The organism is Umbribacter vaginalis (genome assembly GCA_001552935.1).
In the GTDB taxonomy this organism is placed as follows: domain Bacteria; phylum Actinomycetota; class Coriobacteriia; order Coriobacteriales; family Eggerthellaceae; genus Berryella; species Berryella vaginalis.
In genome coordinates, this window is the sequence record KQ959713.1 from 99,568 (window position 1) to 116,173 (window position 16,606).

The 16,606-nt window shown below is 50.4% G+C and carries 11 protein-coding genes and 1 tRNA gene; 4 read left to right on the forward strand and 8 right to left on the reverse strand.

The features are described from left to right. Positions 1 to 5: 5 nt before the first annotated feature. From HMPREF3190_RS06580 to HMPREF3190_RS07470, 4 genes are all read right to left on the reverse strand, one after another. A complete protein-coding gene (locus HMPREF3190_RS06580; protein ID WP_066781528.1) occupies positions 6 to 1,142 on the reverse strand; it encodes an ROK family protein in 1,137 nt (378 codons plus the stop codon). 35 nt (positions 1,143 to 1,177) lie between these two features. Continuing rightward, on the reverse strand, positions 1,178 to 2,125 hold the full coding sequence (locus tag HMPREF3190_RS06585) for a dihydrodipicolinate synthase family protein (protein ID WP_066781530.1): 948 nt from the start codon (positions 2,123 to 2,125) through the stop codon (positions 1,178 to 1,180). Between the two features lie 365 nt (positions 2,126 to 2,490). Beyond that, positions 2,491 to 6,168, reverse strand: a complete 3,678-nt coding sequence (gene mfd, locus HMPREF3190_RS06590) for a transcription-repair coupling factor (protein WP_082715222.1) — start codon at positions 6,166 to 6,168, stop codon at positions 2,491 to 2,493. A gap of 225 nt (positions 6,169 to 6,393) precedes the next feature. Beyond that, positions 6,394 to 6,491, reverse strand: a tRNA-Sec gene (locus HMPREF3190_RS07470). Positions 6,492 to 6,728: 237 nt separating this feature from the next. On the opposite strand from HMPREF3190_RS07470, the gene HMPREF3190_RS06600 reads away from it, so the two are divergent. Then, a complete protein-coding gene (locus tag HMPREF3190_RS06600; protein WP_066781533.1) occupies positions 6,729 to 7,622 on the forward strand; it encodes a hypothetical protein in 894 nt (297 codons plus the stop codon). On the opposite strand, the gene HMPREF3190_RS06605 is transcribed toward HMPREF3190_RS06600, so the two are convergent. Continuing rightward, positions 7,594 to 7,965 carry a PaaI family thioesterase gene (locus HMPREF3190_RS06605; protein WP_066781534.1) on the reverse strand — a complete coding sequence of 124 codons (372 nt, stop codon included), beginning with the start codon at positions 7,963 to 7,965 and terminating at the stop codon, positions 7,594 to 7,596. The genes HMPREF3190_RS06600 and HMPREF3190_RS06605 overlap by 29 nt on opposite strands. A gap of 147 nt (positions 7,966 to 8,112) precedes the next feature. On the opposite strand from HMPREF3190_RS06605, the gene menB reads away from it, so the two are divergent. The 3 genes from menB (at position 8,113) to HMPREF3190_RS06620 (ending at position 12,223) form a co-directional block, all read left to right on the forward strand. Next, positions 8,113 to 8,934, forward strand: a complete 822-nt coding sequence (gene menB / locus HMPREF3190_RS06610) for a 1,4-dihydroxy-2-naphthoyl-CoA synthase (protein ID WP_066781535.1) — start codon at positions 8,113 to 8,115, stop codon at positions 8,932 to 8,934. A gap of 79 nt (positions 8,935 to 9,013) precedes the next feature. Beyond that, a complete protein-coding gene (menE, locus tag HMPREF3190_RS06615; RefSeq protein ID WP_449676371.1) occupies positions 9,014 to 10,804 on the forward strand; it encodes an o-succinylbenzoate--CoA ligase in 1,791 nt (596 codons plus the stop codon). A gap of 54 nt (positions 10,805 to 10,858) precedes the next feature. Then, positions 10,859 to 12,223 (forward strand): MFS transporter, encoded by a 1,365-nt coding sequence (locus HMPREF3190_RS06620; RefSeq protein WP_449676373.1) that lies wholly within the window; start codon positions 10,859 to 10,861, stop codon positions 12,221 to 12,223. Between the two features lie 233 nt (positions 12,224 to 12,456). Here the strand turns inward: HMPREF3190_RS06620 and HMPREF3190_RS06625 are convergent, their stop codons facing one another. The 3 genes from HMPREF3190_RS06625 to HMPREF3190_RS06635 all read right to left on the reverse strand — a co-directional run bounded on the left by HMPREF3190_RS06625 (position 12,457) and on the right by HMPREF3190_RS06635 (position 16,485). Next, complete coding sequence (locus tag HMPREF3190_RS06625; protein WP_066781536.1) at positions 12,457 to 13,872, reverse strand: sodium-dependent transporter; 1,416 nt, start codon at positions 13,870 to 13,872, stop codon at positions 12,457 to 12,459. Between the two features lie 380 nt (positions 13,873 to 14,252). Continuing rightward, positions 14,253 to 15,584, reverse strand: coding sequence for an NADP-specific glutamate dehydrogenase (gdhA, locus tag HMPREF3190_RS06630; RefSeq protein WP_066781538.1), 1,332 nt, complete (start codon positions 15,582 to 15,584; stop codon positions 14,253 to 14,255). A gap of 487 nt (positions 15,585 to 16,071) precedes the next feature. Beyond that, positions 16,072 to 16,485: a DUF3343 domain-containing protein gene (locus HMPREF3190_RS06635; RefSeq protein WP_066781540.1), complete on the reverse strand. Its 414-nt coding sequence runs from the start codon at positions 16,483 to 16,485 to the stop codon at positions 16,072 to 16,074. Positions 16,486 to 16,606: the final 121 nt, after the last annotated feature.

Below are 16,606 nucleotides of genomic sequence, written 5' to 3' on the forward strand. Positions count from 1 at the left end.
CTTTCTTATACGTGCTGGTCAAGCGAACACAACAGACTATCGCGCGCATACTCTGCCGCACCCAAAAGAGGTGCATTGTTTTCAAGCGATCCAAACAACAGTTTTGTGGAACGCAAAGGCGGCATTACTTGTTCGGTAAACCCCTGTTCAAGAGCTTGTTTCCACAAATCGCCTGCGCGCACAACCGACCCTGAAATCACAACAGCTTCAGGATCAAACAAGTTGCACCACGAACCAATCGCCTGGCCAAGCGCATTGCCGCAAAAACGCAACACGTCTTGCGCGTGAGGTTCACCGTGCGCAGCCCGCTTTGAAATTTCTGCGCCCATGCACGTTTCGTCGAGGGGGTCGCCAATTTGTTTTCCCTGATAGCGAGCACAAATTGCTGTGCCCGACGTAACGGACTCGGCGTGCCCTACTCCCCCGCACGAGCACACGGTTTGCGCTGCTAGATGATGCAGAGAATGGCCCAGGTGACCTGCCGCTCCGTGCGCACCTGTGACGATGTGTCCATCCACAATATACGCGCCGCCAAGACCTGTGCCAATAGCAACCATAAGCGCGCTTGAAAAACCTTGCGCGCAACCAAATCGCACTTCGCCTAACGCGTGCGCATGAACATCGCCCAGTGAAACACACGGAATGCCATGCGTATGTTGCATACGCTGCGCAAGCTGAATACCCGTCCAACCAGGCATAAGATTGTTCGCATACGCAATGCTCCCGTCGCTTGGATTAACCACTCCAGCGGCAGAAACGCCTATCGCGTGCGGATGCAGTTTCGTTTGCGCCATAAGCTCGCTTACTAAGCCACAAGCGCGCGTAAACACGTGTTCGCCACCGTGATGCGCTTGTGTTGGAATAGACAGATAGTTCACAACGCGTGGCGTTACATGTGGTTTTACGCGTGGAACCGCAGGTGAAACTCCCTGTTCAGAAGCCTGATCACAGCCCTGTTCAGTGTCGTAACACACAAGCGCACCGGCAATTTTCGTGCCGCCAATGTCAAGCGCCGCAACAATCCAAGAGCTGTTCGGGCTGTCTGCGCTGCCTGCGTTGCAAGCTGCAGACACATGGCAGGCATGACTCGTGCCGCTCTCGTTGCGCTTGCAGCTCTGGTTGCTTGTATCCACCTGCGTCATGCTGTACCTTCCACGCGCAATGCTTAATTTACCTGCTATTTTGTTTTAATCGGCGCATCTGCGTCCATAAGACCGTTTTCTTTGAGAATTGCTACAATCGTCTCGACGTCTTTGCCTTCAAGCGCCTGAACAGGCTCGCGCATCTGGTTCGTGTTGAACACGCCCATTTGCCACAGCGCTGTTTTGAACGCGCCAACGCCCGCGCCAAAACCAACCGTTGCGTTCACGCGACGCGTAATGAACATAAGACGCGCCAGCTTATCTTGAATGCGACGCACGGTTTCCCAATCGCCCGCCTGATAGGCTTTCCACTGCGCAACATAACTGTCCGGATCTAAGTTCGCAAGGCCCGGCACTGAACCATCAGCGCCGCTTAAATACGCGCCGTCAACAACAACCTCGTGACCAGTGAATAGTTGCAGCGGGTGACCTGCGTCTTCGTTTTCAAGACACAACCAACGAAATGCCACATCGTCGCCCGAAGAATCTTTTACGCCTTGCAAAACACCATCTTGGCCCAGCTTAACAAGCATATCGGGATCAAGCTTCGTGTGAACGCACACTGGCAAATCGTACGCGAACAAAGGAAGCGACGTGTTCTCGCGAATAACACGAAAATGCTGTTCAACTTCGCGCGGACCACCAAGCGCATAGAAAGGCGCTGTTGCTACCAAGCCATCAACTCCGTAGCCTTCCGCACGTTTCGCCTGGTCAATTACGCGCAAGGTTTCCATATCGATAATGCCAGCCAGCACAGGAACACGCTTATTGACAATGGCAACCGCTTCTTGCAGCACGTGATAGCGCTGCGCATCGGTTAAAAATGCCACTTCGCCGCTTGATCCTAGAAAGAACAAGCCGTCAACGCCAGCATTGATCATACGATTGATTGAGCGCTCGAATGCCATAAGGTCGATTTGGCGATTTGCATCGAGAGGAATAACGACAGGTGGAATTACTCCATGAAATTTAGATTCAGACATCTTTACTTCCTTTGTTTACCTTATTGGTTAGGTAGGTTTTGCGCCGCCGTGCGCGTGAAGGCGCGCGGACACATACGGTTTCATTACACCACAACTTTTACAACAAAGCAGTACGCATACCGTGCTTTCTTGGCGACTGTATACAAATAACACATCCACTGCCTGCACTGCACCGATGTTGTAAACTGCTACGATACCTGCGTGGAACGTAATATAAGCTGGTCGGAAGTGGTATAGTTCTACGTGAATTCTTTTCGGCAGTATGAGCCTGCGAGATATGAACCGCTACAAAGCGTGCCACCCACGAAATCCGCTCTCGACAAGATCTGTTCCCGACAAAGCGCGTATCCAACAAGCTACGTTCCCTACGCGGACGGCTCGCACAACACGCGCATGAAGGTTTCGACCGTAAACACCAGTTTATCAGCTGACATATCATCTTCCGCAGCGCCGTTGAGCGTAAAATACCGCAAAGGCAAGCGCAATTTCGACCCTACAACACGCCCGCGTGCACGGCGAATGTCTGCCATAAGCGGCGCAGGTACGCGCACAGGATCAACGATAAGCAAACCCTCGCTCACGATAACGCTTTTGATATTCGCGTCATTCGCCAGCACTTTTATGCGCGCACGCGCGAACAATGCACGCGCTTCATCAGGTATATCGGGGTGTTTGCACGCAAGCTCGTGCGACAGCTTGTCGATAAACTCAAGCGTAGGCGCGCACGCCAAGCGCCTGTACCACATTACGCGCTCGTCGATATCGGGAATATATTCCTCGCTTAAGAGCGCACTACCAGGTATATTAACGGTTACATCCATCACACCATCTGCACCAGCAGCAGTCGCGCCAATGCCCTCACCATCAGCGCCCACACCATCTGCACGCTGCCCAGCATCTTCCCCTGCTTGCTGCGCACGCAAAGCCTCTTGCAGCATTTGCGAGAACAAATCGAAGCCAACCTGCGATAAGTTGCCGCTCTGCTCGGCACCAAGAATGCTGCCGGCACCGCGAATTTCCAAATCGCGCATCGCAATGCGCATGCCGCTTCCTAATTCTTGGAACTCTTTCAGCGCTGTTAAACGCGCAAGCGCTTCTTCAGTAAGCGGAACATGTTCGGGAAACATAAACAGCGCATATGCCTGCTCGGTTGAGCGACCAACACGGCCTTTCAACTGATAAAGCTGCGATAAGCCCAGGCGTTGCGCGTCTTCGATGATAAGCGTGTTCGTGTGCGGATTGTCGATACCGCTTTCAATAATGGTTGTTGCAACCAACACATCAAGCTTACCTGCAGAAAACTCTTCCATAACCGCTTCAAGGCTGTCGCGATCCATTTGCCCGTGCGCCACACCGACACGCGCTTCACCTGCGGCTTCATGCACGCGCGCCAATGCTTCATCGATAGAATGCACGCGGTTTGACACATAGTACACCTGCCCGCCACGGTTCAGCTCGCGCGCAATAGCCATCGACACCATATCGGGATCGTATTCGCCCACGTGCACGTCAACGGCACGCCTGTGGCTGGGCGGCGTTAAAATGAGGCTCATGTCGCGCACACCTGAAAGCGACATTTGCAAGGTGCGCGGAATGGGCGTTGCTGAAAGCGTAAGCACGTCGATATACGCACGTAAATTCTTCATTTGTTCTTTATGTTGAACGCCAAAACGCTGCTCTTCATCGATGATGATAAGCCCTAAATCGTGCGGATTCACATCGCGCGAGAGCAGGCGGTGCGTGCCAACAAGCACTTCAATACTTCCATCCGCAAAGCCCTCAAGCGCACGTTTTTGCTGGGCTGGCGTGCGGAAACGCGACAACACTTCCACATGAACGCCAAAGGGTTCAAAGCGCTCGCGGAAATTCGTGTAATGCTGCTGCGCTAAAATTGTTGTGGGGCACAGCACCATCACCTGCTTGTTGTCTTGCGTAGCCTTAAACGCTGCACGCAGCGCAACTTCCGTTTTGCCAAAACCAACATCGCCGCAGATAAGCCTATCCATGGGGCGCGCTGCTTGCATATCGGCTTTCACATCGGCAATAGCCGACAGCTGATCGGGCGTTTCTTTATACGGGAACGCGTCTTCCATTTCTTTTTGCCACGGCGTATCGGCGCTGAACGCAAAACCCTGCACCGCTTGCCGGCGCGTATACACATCCACCAAATCGAAGGCAAGCTTGCGCGTTGCGCGACGTGCCGCATTCATCGCGCGTGACCAATCTGACGAGTTCAGGCGCGTAAGGCGCGGCGCATTTCCCTCGGGGCCCACATAGCGCGTAACGCGATCGAGGCGCTCGACCGGCACAAAGAGCTGATCGCCCTCGGCATACTCAAGCTGCAGATAATCGCGCATGTCACCATCGTTTTCGCGCGTCACAATACCCTTGAAGTAGGCAATGCCGTGCGAGACGTGCACTACGTAGTCGCCCGGCTTAAACGGGAACGTAACTTTGGTAATATCGATACTTTGACGTGCGCGTTTAGCAGAATAACGCTGCGTGTCGGTAATGCTAATAAGCGCAAGCTTGGCTTTTGGAATAATCATGCCCAGTGGCAGCGGAGAGGTAACCAGGTTCACCACACTGCTGCGAAGCGCACGTTTCGCCCTTTCTTCACGTGCATGTTCATCTTGAACGTTAGCTGCGTTTTCGTTTTGAGCAGGGGCGGTGGTTGTTTGCGTGGGTGCGTTTTCGTTTTGAGCACCACTTGCATGCTTGTCCTGAACATTGCTGGCAGGCTTGTCTTGAACATCGCTTGCAGGCTTGTTTTGCACATCACTTGTAGGCTTGTCTTGAACATCGGCTTCATAAATGGGAAGCTCATGGTCAACAAGCGCTAATTTCATATCGGCGCGCGCTCGATAATGCGGAATTGAAAACACAATCTTTGTGCCAGCATCAAGCAAGGTGTGCAAACGTGCGAACAGCTTTTCCGGATCGCCTGCCACATCGGGGCGCAAAATGCGCAGTTCATCGTCAAGATGCGCATGCGCACGCATAAGCGACATATACGTTGCGCGCACACCTTTCCCAAACGACACCTGCTGTGGAGTGCGCGCAAAACATGAAACAGGCAACTGACTACCTGCTACCAATGCCTGAGCAGCCTCAAACGCACGCGACGCATCGTCAAACAATGCACGCGGCTCAATAAGCGTGGTAAGACACAAGCGTGTTGCGTAATCGCCCAAGGTAGCTGGGGTATCGTAGGCAAACGAAAGCAGCTTGTCTTCGCCGGGAACAGGAATACCACTCTCGAGCGCTTCAAGGGCGCGGCGCAGTTCCTGGTTAGTGCGAGCTGGGCGTTTAAGCGCATGCATAAGCGGCGTGCGCGAAGCGGTGTTCTGCGCAAGAAAACGTACCGGGTAGATTTCAACCGACTGCAACTGATTGATTGTTTGCCCTGTTGAAGGAACAATTTTGCGAATTTCTTCCAGCGTGTCGCCAAAAAAATCAAGCTGAACAGGATAGTCAAGCTGCCCTGGAAACACATCGATAATGCCGCCCGCTTGCGAAAAGCTACCCGGCTCATCGGCGTGAGGCGCACGCTTATACCCCATGTCAAGAAGCATTTCTAGAAAATGCTCGAGGCTGTCAAGCGTCTGATTGGACGACAGCACAACAGGCGTTGCGCGCTTCGATTCGCAAGACGGAAGCAAACGCACCAGCGACTGTGCACTTGCAACCACGATGCAGGGAGCATTCGATGCAAGCAGATGCGCAGCTTGCAGTTGTCGCGCGCACACCGATGCAGAAGCCGCCTGGTCAGAGAAGGGATTATCGCGGCGCTGCGGGAAATGAAACACGCGCTGGGTACCTATATACGACGCCAAGCTGCGCGTGAACGTGTACGCATTCTCTTCACCTGCAACAATAACAAGGCTTGGTTGAGGCTTGTACACAAAACGGCTTGCCACCATAAAAGGGCGCGCTGATGAGGCAATTCCCAAACTGGCGTCGGTTTGTGCGTCAAGCTTTTCCCAGAAATGCTGAACGCAGCCCGACTTCACAAGCGAAAAAACCAGAGCATCAATGAGCATAGTTACTCCTTTTACGGCAGTGCGACAGTGCGGCAATGCGGAAACGGCTGGCAGCGCGCGGGCGACAGTGCGGCGTGGTAGCAGAACGCACGCAGGCGCTGGTGACGTGGTAGCGGTACGGACGCAGGTGCTGGCGGCGTGGGGTGTAACACGGACGACGCGCGCGTCCCTGTCAGTTTCACGACAACGCAAAAAAGCCCGCATACGCTGCGGGCAAGCTGTTTATGGCGGAGATGCGTGCGAATCGAACACACCCAAGACGTTCTGCGCGCCTCACAACGGCTTTGAAGGCCGCGGGCTCCACCAGGAAACCTTCCATCTCCGTGTGCTATGATACCATGTTCGCACGCCGCAATAAGTAACAATACAGCCATACACAAGATGTTTACGAAATAGGAGCACGCCATTTGTTTGGCAGATTCGGTATGAATTCCAAGCATCAAACGTCATGCTTGCGAACATGTGCTTGCATTCAACTTTGTAACATTTCTCACAGGCGCGGCGTCTTCGTGATACAGTAGCGGAAAAGCTCCTACAAAACCGCGTAAAGGAATTCGTTCATGATCGATTCGATTATTAGCGCTGCATTGACATGTGCAGCATTTGTACCCGATATTGCACAATGCGCACCACTTACGTTCCTGATAATTTCGCTTATCGCGCGACCACTTGCTAAGCGCGCACTTCCCTTTTATGTAGCGTGCGTTGTACTGGTAGTGATAGCGAACATCCCTGGCTTGCTTAACCTTGCAGCGCCGTTTTTCCCGCGCGCAACCATGGCAAGCATGAAAACAGCAAGCGCGTGGCTTAGCAACAACGTAGCGCTGGCAGCTCTTTTTAAGCTTACGACATCGGCATGTGTTGGTGTGTGGATTTACATCATCGTGATGTTTGTAGGCGTGTTGCCCAAAACGCCGTGGGTGAAAACAATGCTGCGCGCGCGTAGCGAGCTTTCGGTACTGGGCGGCATTATCATCTGCGCTCACTTGCTAAAAGTGCTGGCGTTTCCGTTCTTTTTCCTGAACCCAATGTTTCGCAACGTATGGGGCGTGCCGTCAGTCTACTTCATGTTTATTGCAACAGTACTTATTGGAATAATACTTACTGTATGTTTTCTTGTACCTTGGATTACATCATTTCGCTGCGTTCGCCGACAAATGGACCCACAAAAATGGAAGCGGATACAAAAATTAGCATATCCGTTTATATTCTTGATGCTTGCTCAGGGTATATTTTTGGGGCTTGGGCACACGTTTTACGGCTGGCCATTCACACAAGCAGCAAGTGGCATGCGTATTTTAGGAACGCCCAGTGCCTTTTTACTTGATACAGCACGCTACGTTGCACAAACATGGATATACACGTGCCTGATGATTGCTTATGGCATTGCGCTGTATCACAAAAAGCGAGCGCGCGCGAAAAGCGTTACCGTGCACACACGGGACGCGCAATAAGTGTTACCTGCGAGCTTGACACTAAAACGTCTTCGTTATAAATAACAACATCCCAACGCTGTAAGGTTTTCCCTTGATGAAGAGGAGTAGCGGTAACGATTAGTTTACCATTTTGCACTGCGTGCAGGTGTTGCGTGGTAATATTAACTCCGTTCGCAACATGCGTTGCGTCAAGCGAGCAATTTGCACCAAGAGAAGCAGCTGTTTCTGCTAGAAGAGCGCTTACTCCTCCATGCATGATGCCATACGGTTGTTTGTGAATATCGCGAACTTCCATGCTAAGCACCACGCGTGAAGGCTTTACCTCTTCTATACAAATTCCAAAATTCTCAAGCAAATTCATAGTATTACCTCGCTTTACGATACACGCGCGAACATTTTGCAATGAGCCTAGCGCACAATCACGGGCGCGTCGGTATGTTCGACAGTCTGTGCATCGTGCTTACCTATACGTAATTGTCAATATAGTTATAGTATAAAGGAAGCGTAGATGACATCAACAACATGGACTTCGATAAAATCGTATCAAGAAATTTTATTCGAACGAACAGGCAAAATTGCAAAAATAACCATGAATCGGCCGCATAAGCGCAACGCGTTTACGCCTTTAACGGTTGCCGAAATGATTGACGCATTCACGCACTGTCGTGACGACGCGTCAATTGGCGTGATCATCCTTGCAGGCGCAGGTGACGAAGCATTTTCTTCAGGCGGCGATCAATCGATACGTGGCAATGGTGGCTATGTAGGTACCGACAATATTCCGCGCCTAAACGTGCTTGACCTGCAGCATCTTATTCGCATCATCCCGAAACCCGTTATTGCTATGGTTGCAGGCTGGTCGGTTGGCGGCGGCAACATTTTGCAGCTGGTATGCGATTTAACGATTGCGGCCGATAATGCTCGCTTTGGCCAAACGGGGCCGAAAGTTGGATCGTTCGACGCAGGCTATGGATCGGGTTATTTGGCACGTGTGATAGGTCACAAACGCGCAAAAGAAGTGTGGTTTTTGGGGCATTTTTACACCGCGCAAGAAGCCTATGAAATGAACTGGATTAACAAAGTGGTTCCTCTGAAACAGCTTGAAGAGGCAACGCTTGAATGGTGTCATGAAATTCTAAAGAAATCGCCTACTGCGCTGCGTTTCATTAAAGCAGCCATGAACGCAGATACCGATGGACTGGCTGGTTTGCAGCAGTTCGCGGGCGATGCAACGATGCTGTTTTATACCACTGACGAGGGAAAAGAAGGCCGCGACGCATTTAACGAAAAGCGTGAGCCAAACTTTGGTCAGTTCCCCACATTTCCTTAAGATTACCTGGTGTATCTCTAAGGCGCACTCCGCGTAAACCATAGTATTATGATGCGAGATATTCAACAAGGTGATAAAAATGAATAAACCCTCTTCAACGAATGGATTGCACGATGCGCGTTCGCTGCGTGGTGGCGCTGGTGCTGCTGGCGGTACTGTCGATACGAGCAGCGAACACGCAGGTGTGCAACGTGGCACTGCTGGCGATACGGGCGGCGAACGTACGCGCTCCCAGCACAACGCCGCAAGCTGCGAAAACACTACCATGCCACGTACTGCCACATGCTCAGAGGCGCGCAGCCAGCACAACGCCCCAAGCGACATCAACAAGCTTACTGACGCAGCTGTTCAGACAACGCTGTTCCAACAAAGCGTACCAAACTGGCTGCTGAAACAAGCGCAGCTTAACAGCGAGCATTGCGCAATCGATGACGGACAAACACAACTTACCTTCACACAGGTGTATGAACAAGCATGCAAACGTGCTGCATATTTCAGCACGTGCACCAAGAAAAGCTCAATTGGATTGCTGTGCTCGAACTGCATCGATGGATACCTAGCTGCGCTGGGCATTCTGATGGCAGGAAAAACTATTGTGTGGCTGAACTGGCGATTGTCAACGCGCGAGCTTACCGAACAGGCAAACGATTCACAGCTTGATTGCATTTTGCTTGATGAGCGCTTAAATATGCGCCCCTTCGATAAACGCTGTATCTACTTAGATTCGTATCAAACGTGGGAACAAAACACACCCGAAAGCACCATTCCCGCGTCAGCACACGCGCCGTTTTCGCTGAGCGCTGTTGCCTCTGTTATGTACACATCAGGCACAACAGGAAAAGCGAAAAGCGTTCCGCAAACCTTTGGTAATCACTTTGCGTCCGCTGTTTCTTCGGCGCTTAATTTAGGCGTCTTACCAAGTGATGTATGGCTGTGCGCAACGCCTCTGTTCCACATTTCAGGCTTCTCGATTATCATGCGCTCGCTTATCTACGGCATGACGGTACGCCTTGTGTCGCATTTTAACGCGCAGCACATTTCTGCCATTTTGTGCGACGAAGCAATAAGCATTATGTCGGTGGTGCCGTATATGCTGCGCACACTGCTTGCGCTGGCGAAAAAAGACCAGCTTACCTATAACGCAGCCATGCGCGTGATGCTGGTGGGCGGTGGCGTTATCGATAAGGCGACGCTTGAAGAATGCACCGCGCGGAACATTCCCGTTGTGCAGTGCTACGGCATGACCGAAACCTGTTCGCAAATTGTAGCGCTTTCGGCACACGATGCCGCGCGCAAACTGGGATCGGTAGGGAAACCCCTGTTCACAACCCAACTTCGCATAGACCCTCAAACGAGTGAAATCTGCATAAAAACCCCTGCGCTTACGCCAGGATATGGAAATGTTCCAAGCGTGTTTGCAAAGCGCACCTATGATGGGTGGTATCACACAGGTGATAGCGGATATCTCGATGACGAGGGATTTTTATACCTGAAAGGCCGCCTTGACGACATGATTATCAGCGGTGGTGAGAATATTTATCCTGCAGAAATCGAGCAGGTACTGCTTCACCATAGCGCCGTTGGATCGGTAAGTGTGGTAGGAGCTCCCTCTTCTACCTGGGGACATGTTCCTGTAGCGTTTTTCGTATTATCGGGAAGCGCGCTGAAAGAAAAGCAGAAAGCCGCAGATGAAATCCGCTTTCTTCACGAAATTGAACAGAGTGTCATTGCGTATGCACGCAAACATCTTGCGCACTATAAAGCGCCCAAACGCTGCATTATCTGCGATGCGCTGCCAAGCAATGCAAGCGGAAAAGTGCTTACCTACGTTTTGCGCAAGCGAGCACAGGAATTAACGTTCGAGCCTTAGCACGTATGAGTGTGTATATACAACAATCAAAACTATTAAGAAAGGAAGAACCGCATGAAACAAAACTCATCGTCGCTTGGCGCATGTGCCCAAACTGCCGATGAACACCAACCGACGAACCAAACGCGCGACGAACAGCAGGAACAGCAGGCGCAAACAGCACAAACAGCTCCATCTGAAAGCGCGTGCAACAATCCATCGCTTGGAGGTTTTGCACGTGCAGCAACAACAGCTGCATCTGGTGAAAGTCGTGCATTTCTTATTGGATCGTTCGTGATTCTTTATTTGGGCTACATGATTTTATTTGCTGATAGAAGCGTATTTAACATTTCGCTTGCAGCAATAGGACAAGAATTTTCCGTGTCGCCTGCTGCACTTGGTGCTGCTGGCTCGGCATTTTTCCTGGGATACACCATTATGCAAATTCCAGGAGGATGGCTTACCGACACGTTCTCAAGCAGGCGCATTATTATTGTTACGCTTATTATCTGGTCAATTCTTACGTGTCTTACCGGATGCGTATGGTCGATAGCAGCGCTGCTTGTTGTTCGTTTTCTGTTCGGTTTAGCAGAAGGTCCGTATCCCGCTGCCGCGATGACACACATTGCAAAAGTGTTCCCCGAAGAAAAACGATCGCAGCTTACATCGGCGCTTATCTCATCAAACTATGCAGGAGCTGCCGTAGCACCGTTCATCATTGTACCGATTATTGCGCTCATGGGCTGGCGAGCAGGCTTTTTCTGGCTGGGTATTTTTGGCGTCATCTTAGCGATTGTATACATCTTTTTCAAAAGCAAACACTCGCTTTCATCCGCACCCAGCAAGCGTGCACGTATTAACTGGCGCGACATTAACCCGCGTGTTTGGACGTTTATCGTTATCGGCGTGGCGCTGAACTGCATTACGAAAGGCCTTGAAACGTGGATGCCCATTTACTTCTTAAACGAGAAGCACATCGAGCTTATTAAGCTGGCCGTGCTGGTGCCATTGCCGGTGATTGCTGGCGGAATTGCAGCACTCATCTCGGGTTTTGTAATGGTTCACGTGTTCAAAAATCACGAACGCTTGCTTATTGTTATTGCAAGCTTTTTAACGGTAGTAACGATGACAGGCTTGTACTTATCAACCGACATGGCGTGGATTATCGGCTTTCAAGTTGCAACGTACTTTGTAAAATCGCTTGCGTTTACGGGAATTTTTGCCTACGTTGCGTCGCGTTTGCCCGGGTCAAGCTACGGGTCACACATCGGCGTCATTAACTTTGGAGGTCAGCTGGGAGGCTTTGTTGGGCCGCTGTTTATTGGGTGTATTATCCAATTTACGAACTCATACACCTCGGCATTCTTTGGGCTGGTGTGCGCAGCTTTGCTAGCAGGCATTGTGTCGCTGTTCATACGTTCCAGCAAAACAAACATCTAGCGCTTTTAGCAAGCTTTTAGCGCTCTTAAGCGTGAAACACAAAACGATGCAGTAAGTACGTGCCTTACTGCATCGTTTTTATTTACTGGAACTATGTTTTTCAGGGGAGCGCGAGCGCTCGCGTGTGGTTGCGTGTGGTTGCGGGAACGAACGCAAGCGCCACGTTCCAGGCGCATTACTGCGTTCCCCACTATTACCAGCACCTAAACATATGCGCAGGTGTGGTGGCGGTACTACTTCCCTAAGCCCATGAACTGCGAAATCAGTGGAATGTATCCCATAATGAAAATAATGATCATCAGTGTAGGGATACCAAATTTGCACCATGGTTTAAGCCAACGAGGAAACTTAATACCATCGCCCAAGTCGGACTCTTTCATCAAGTTATCCCAACCCCAACCTATCTTCCAGGTGCAGAAAATCGTCAGAATGAGTGCACCCGTCGGCAAAATATTGTTCGACACAATGAAATCTTCGATACCTTGAATATCTCCTAATACAGGCAGTGTTACGCCACTCCATACATTAAATCCAAGCGCGCACGGAATTGACAAAATCACCAGCGCAACAGCATTGATAAGCACCGCACGGCGGCGTGGAGTATGCCAGCGATCTTCCATCCACGTTACAAGCGTTTCAAAAACCGCAATAACGGTTGAGATAGCTGCAAAGCTCATGAACACGAAGAACAGCGCACCCCACAACGCACCAAAGGGCATCTGTCCAAACACAATAGGTAACGTTACAAATACAAGTGATGGACCTGCATCAGGGTTTACACCAAACGCAAAACAAGCTGGGAAAATAATAAGACCAGCCAGTACTGCAACAAGGGTATCAAGCCCAGTTGCGCTCAGTGCTTCTCCGTACAGCGAGCGCTGCTTGCCAATGCGCGAACCAAAAATTGCCATGCCGCCCATGCCAACTGACAAGCTAAAGAATGCTTGACCCATAGCAGCATACAGCGCATTACCGAAGTGTCCGAACTGTTCTGAAAGCGTTACACCTGCGAACAAGTGTGAAAAGTCGGGCATAAGGTAAAAACGCAATCCGTCAGCAGCTCCTGGAAGCGTTACAGCACGTATGCAAAGCGCAATCAGAATAATAAATAAGCCTGCCATCAGGAATTTTGATACACGCTCAACGCCTTTGCGCAAACCGATAAACGACACGATGGCGCCAATAAGCACGGTTACGACCATCCAAAATACCACTTGAACAGGGTCGGCAGTAAGTGCAGTAAATGCAGCTTTCGACGCTGCTGGATCAACATTGGTAAATGCACCCGAGCCCAGCTTAAAGATGTATGCAAACATCCAACCGCAGACGGTGGTGTAAAACATCAGCAAAATCATCGATCCAACATAGCACCACCACGAAAACCAGCGAAAATTTCCGCGCGATGGCAGCACGTGAAACGAGCGCGCGGTAGATACTTGCGACGCACGTCCTACAGCAAATTCCATCATCATCGTTGGAATGCCTAAAATTGCAAGAAAAATTAGGTAAATAAGAATGAATGCAGCACCGCCGTATTGTCCAGCAATATAAGGAAAACGCCACACATTTCCCAGACCAATAGCGCATCCAGCAGCCACCAGCAAAAATCCCATACGTGAGCCAAAATGCTCGCGTGTTTTCGTATTCATAATTGTGCACCATCCATTCATAGTATAAGTGCGCTTAACGCTACCATAAAACGTACGTAAAAGCGAGAAAACGCACTGGAGAATTATTATATTTACATTGAACGTATATGCCGCACATATCCAGCATATACGCGCGCCGAATTTTCGTAGTACGAACACCGTTTAGCCGCAGAACGCACAGGCACAAACGGAACGTATGCGCAAGCACAAGCAGGTACAAGCAGAAAGCACGAACACCATGCACAGCTTCAACGCAACACTCCCACCGCAGACGAAACCTGCAAAGCTTCAAAACAACATACTGCGGCGCACGAAAAAACGCTTCCCAGCATCCGGAAAGCGTTTCAGGGTGTGAGTGTTGTGCAATAATCGCTTGCTGATTAACACACTCCCTGAGCCATCATTGCATCGGCAACTTTCTTAAAGCCTGCAATGTTCGCTCCGGCTACGAAATTTCCTGGTAATCCATACTGCTCAGCCGCATCGTGGCACTGATTGAAAATGTTCACCATAATATCGTTGAGCTTTTCATCTACCTGCTGGAAACTCCAGGACACACGCGCAGAATTTTGCGCCATCTCAAGGGCAGAAGTGGCAACTCCTCCGGCATTAGCTGCTTTTCCAGGGAAGAATGCAACGCCGTTTTCTTGAAGCAACTTCGTGGCTTCATAGGTAGTCGGCATATTGGCACCTTCGGCAACAACGCTGCAGTTCTGGCTAATAAGCTTGCGAGCATCATCTTCGTGAAGCTCGTTTTGCGTTGCGCACGGAAGGGCAATGTCACATGCTACATCCCACACACCTCTGCCCTTGGTATATCGAGCAGAGCTTTGGTATCGCAGGTACTCTGAAATGCGCTCGCGCTTCACTTCTTTCAGCTCGCGCGCCGCTTCAACGTTAATACCTGCTTCGTCGTATACCCAGCCTGTTGAGTCGGACAAGGTAAGAACGGTTGCACCCAGCTCGGTTGCTTTTTGCGCTGCGTACAACGCAACATTACCAGCGCCCGAAATAACAACGCGTTTTCCTTCAAACGAATCGCCTTTCGTGCGCAGATATTCGTTCACGAAGTAAACTAAGCCATAACCAGTAGCTTCGCTGCGCGCAAGCGATCCGCCATACGACAAGCCTTTACCAGTAAGCACGCCTTCCGAGACATTGCGAATGCGCTTATACTGACCGTACAAAAAGCCAATTTCGCGCCCACCAACACCAATATCCCCTGCAGGAACGTCGGTATCGGCTCCAATGTGACGGTACAGCTCGGTCATAAAACTTTGGCAAAATGCCATTATTTCACGATCCGATTTGCCTTTAGAATCAAAATCCGAACCGCCTTTGCCACCACCAATCGGCAGCGTAGTAAGCGCGTTTTTGAAAATTTGCTCGAAGCCCAAAAACTTAATGATACCCAAGTTAACACTGGGGTGAAAGCGCAATCCTCCCTTGTAAGGACCAATAGCACTGTTGAACTGCACACGATAACCACGATTTACATGCACAGTACCGTTATCGTCAGTCCAAGGAACACGGAATTGCACAATGCGCTCTGGCTCAACCAAGCGCTCGAGCAGGGCGGCTTGTTCATATTCGGGATGTGCACTCATAACAGGCTCGAGCGATTCCAAAACCTCGCGCGCTGCCTGCAGAAATTCACTTTGCTGAGGGTCTTTTTGTGCCAGCGAAGCTAAAACATTCTGAATGTATGTCATGCAAGCCACCTCAAATCGATACGATACTTACGTATTGGTCTTATGTATTGGTGCTAGTCTACAAAGGATGCGTTGCGCAAATGTTACCAATGTATTAAAGATGCAAAAGAAACAAAGCACACGCCAAGAAATGCAAAAAAAATCAATTACAGAACTATGCACGTATTTGATACAGAAAAATATTCAGCGCAGTGTCGCTTATTAGGCGATTATTTCAATGTTACCTTGTATTGTTTTTAAGAGAATAAGACACATTGCATATCATACACTTTGCCTATTTATGCAGATAGTATAGCATACACTGTCAAAAGTCGACAATTTTTAGAGTTTTGAAAATGAACTATTTATATCAAGAAATATGGGGAACGTGACTGGGCGGCGGCGGGTGCGGGAACGAATGCGAGTGGTTGCGGGTGTGGGTGCGAGGCGGCATTACTGGAGAAAGGTGCAGTGGTGCGACATTACTGGAAAAGGATGCGAGCCCGCATTACACAAAGGACGAAAACTCACACGCTTGATAGGTATACGGGCTTGTGGACGCATGCGCACCTGTAGAAGCATCTGAGTTTGTAGCAACATCTGAGCTTGTTGCGGAATGCGCGTGTGATGAGGGGTGATGGTTCGTTGCGGCGTCGTGACATGAGGAAACCGTGCGCCGAAAAAGACGCATATCGCAGTGCTCAAACTGCGTTCCCAACTGCGCAAGTGCGTGGCGACGTTCCCCATTTACCTGCGAAAACAACAGCGACATACCGCATCCTGCTTGAATTGCTTCAGGAGTAGCAATAACAGCAACATCCCCAAAGCGCTCACGGCGCGAAACGTCAAGCACCCACGCGCGCACTGCCAACGCCGCGTGGGTCGAATTGAACACAAGCACGTATGTTTCCTGTTCAGACACTATTTATCCTATTCAAAAGGTATTGTTGCAAATGCGAGTTGTACTGGTACTGCATGCACTTACCTGCACCTATCAATAGGTGCATGCGCACATAACAAACGCTTCAGCTATGACGCGCTTA

Excerpts from the sequence above, each read along its gene's own strand:
- HMPREF3190_RS06580 (WP_066781528.1), bottom strand. The coding sequence starts at position 1,142 with ATGACGCAGGTGGATACAAGCAACCAGAGCTGCAAGCGCAACGAGAGC.
- HMPREF3190_RS06585 (WP_066781530.1), bottom strand. The coding sequence starts at position 2,125 with ATGTCTGAATCTAAATTTCATGGAGTAATTCCACCTGTCGTTATTCCT.
- mfd (WP_082715222.1), bottom strand. The coding sequence starts at position 6,168 with ATGCTCATTGATGCTCTGGTTTTTTCGCTTGTGAAGTCGGGCTGCGTT.
- HMPREF3190_RS06600 (WP_066781533.1), top strand. The coding sequence starts at position 6,729 with ATGATCGATTCGATTATTAGCGCTGCATTGACATGTGCAGCATTTGTA.
- HMPREF3190_RS06605 (WP_066781534.1), bottom strand. The coding sequence starts at position 7,965 with ATGAATTTGCTTGAGAATTTTGGAATTTGTATAGAAGAGGTAAAGCCT.
- menB (WP_066781535.1), top strand. The coding sequence starts at position 8,113 with ATGACATCAACAACATGGACTTCGATAAAATCGTATCAAGAAATTTTA.
- menE (WP_449676371.1), top strand. The coding sequence starts at position 9,014 with ATGAATAAACCCTCTTCAACGAATGGATTGCACGATGCGCGTTCGCTG.
- HMPREF3190_RS06620 (WP_449676373.1), top strand. The coding sequence starts at position 10,859 with ATGAAACAAAACTCATCGTCGCTTGGCGCATGTGCCCAAACTGCCGAT.
- HMPREF3190_RS06625 (WP_066781536.1), bottom strand. The coding sequence starts at position 13,872 with ATGAATACGAAAACACGCGAGCATTTTGGCTCACGTATGGGATTTTTG.
- gdhA (WP_066781538.1), bottom strand. The coding sequence starts at position 15,584 with ATGACATACATTCAGAATGTTTTAGCTTCGCTGGCACAAAAAGACCCT.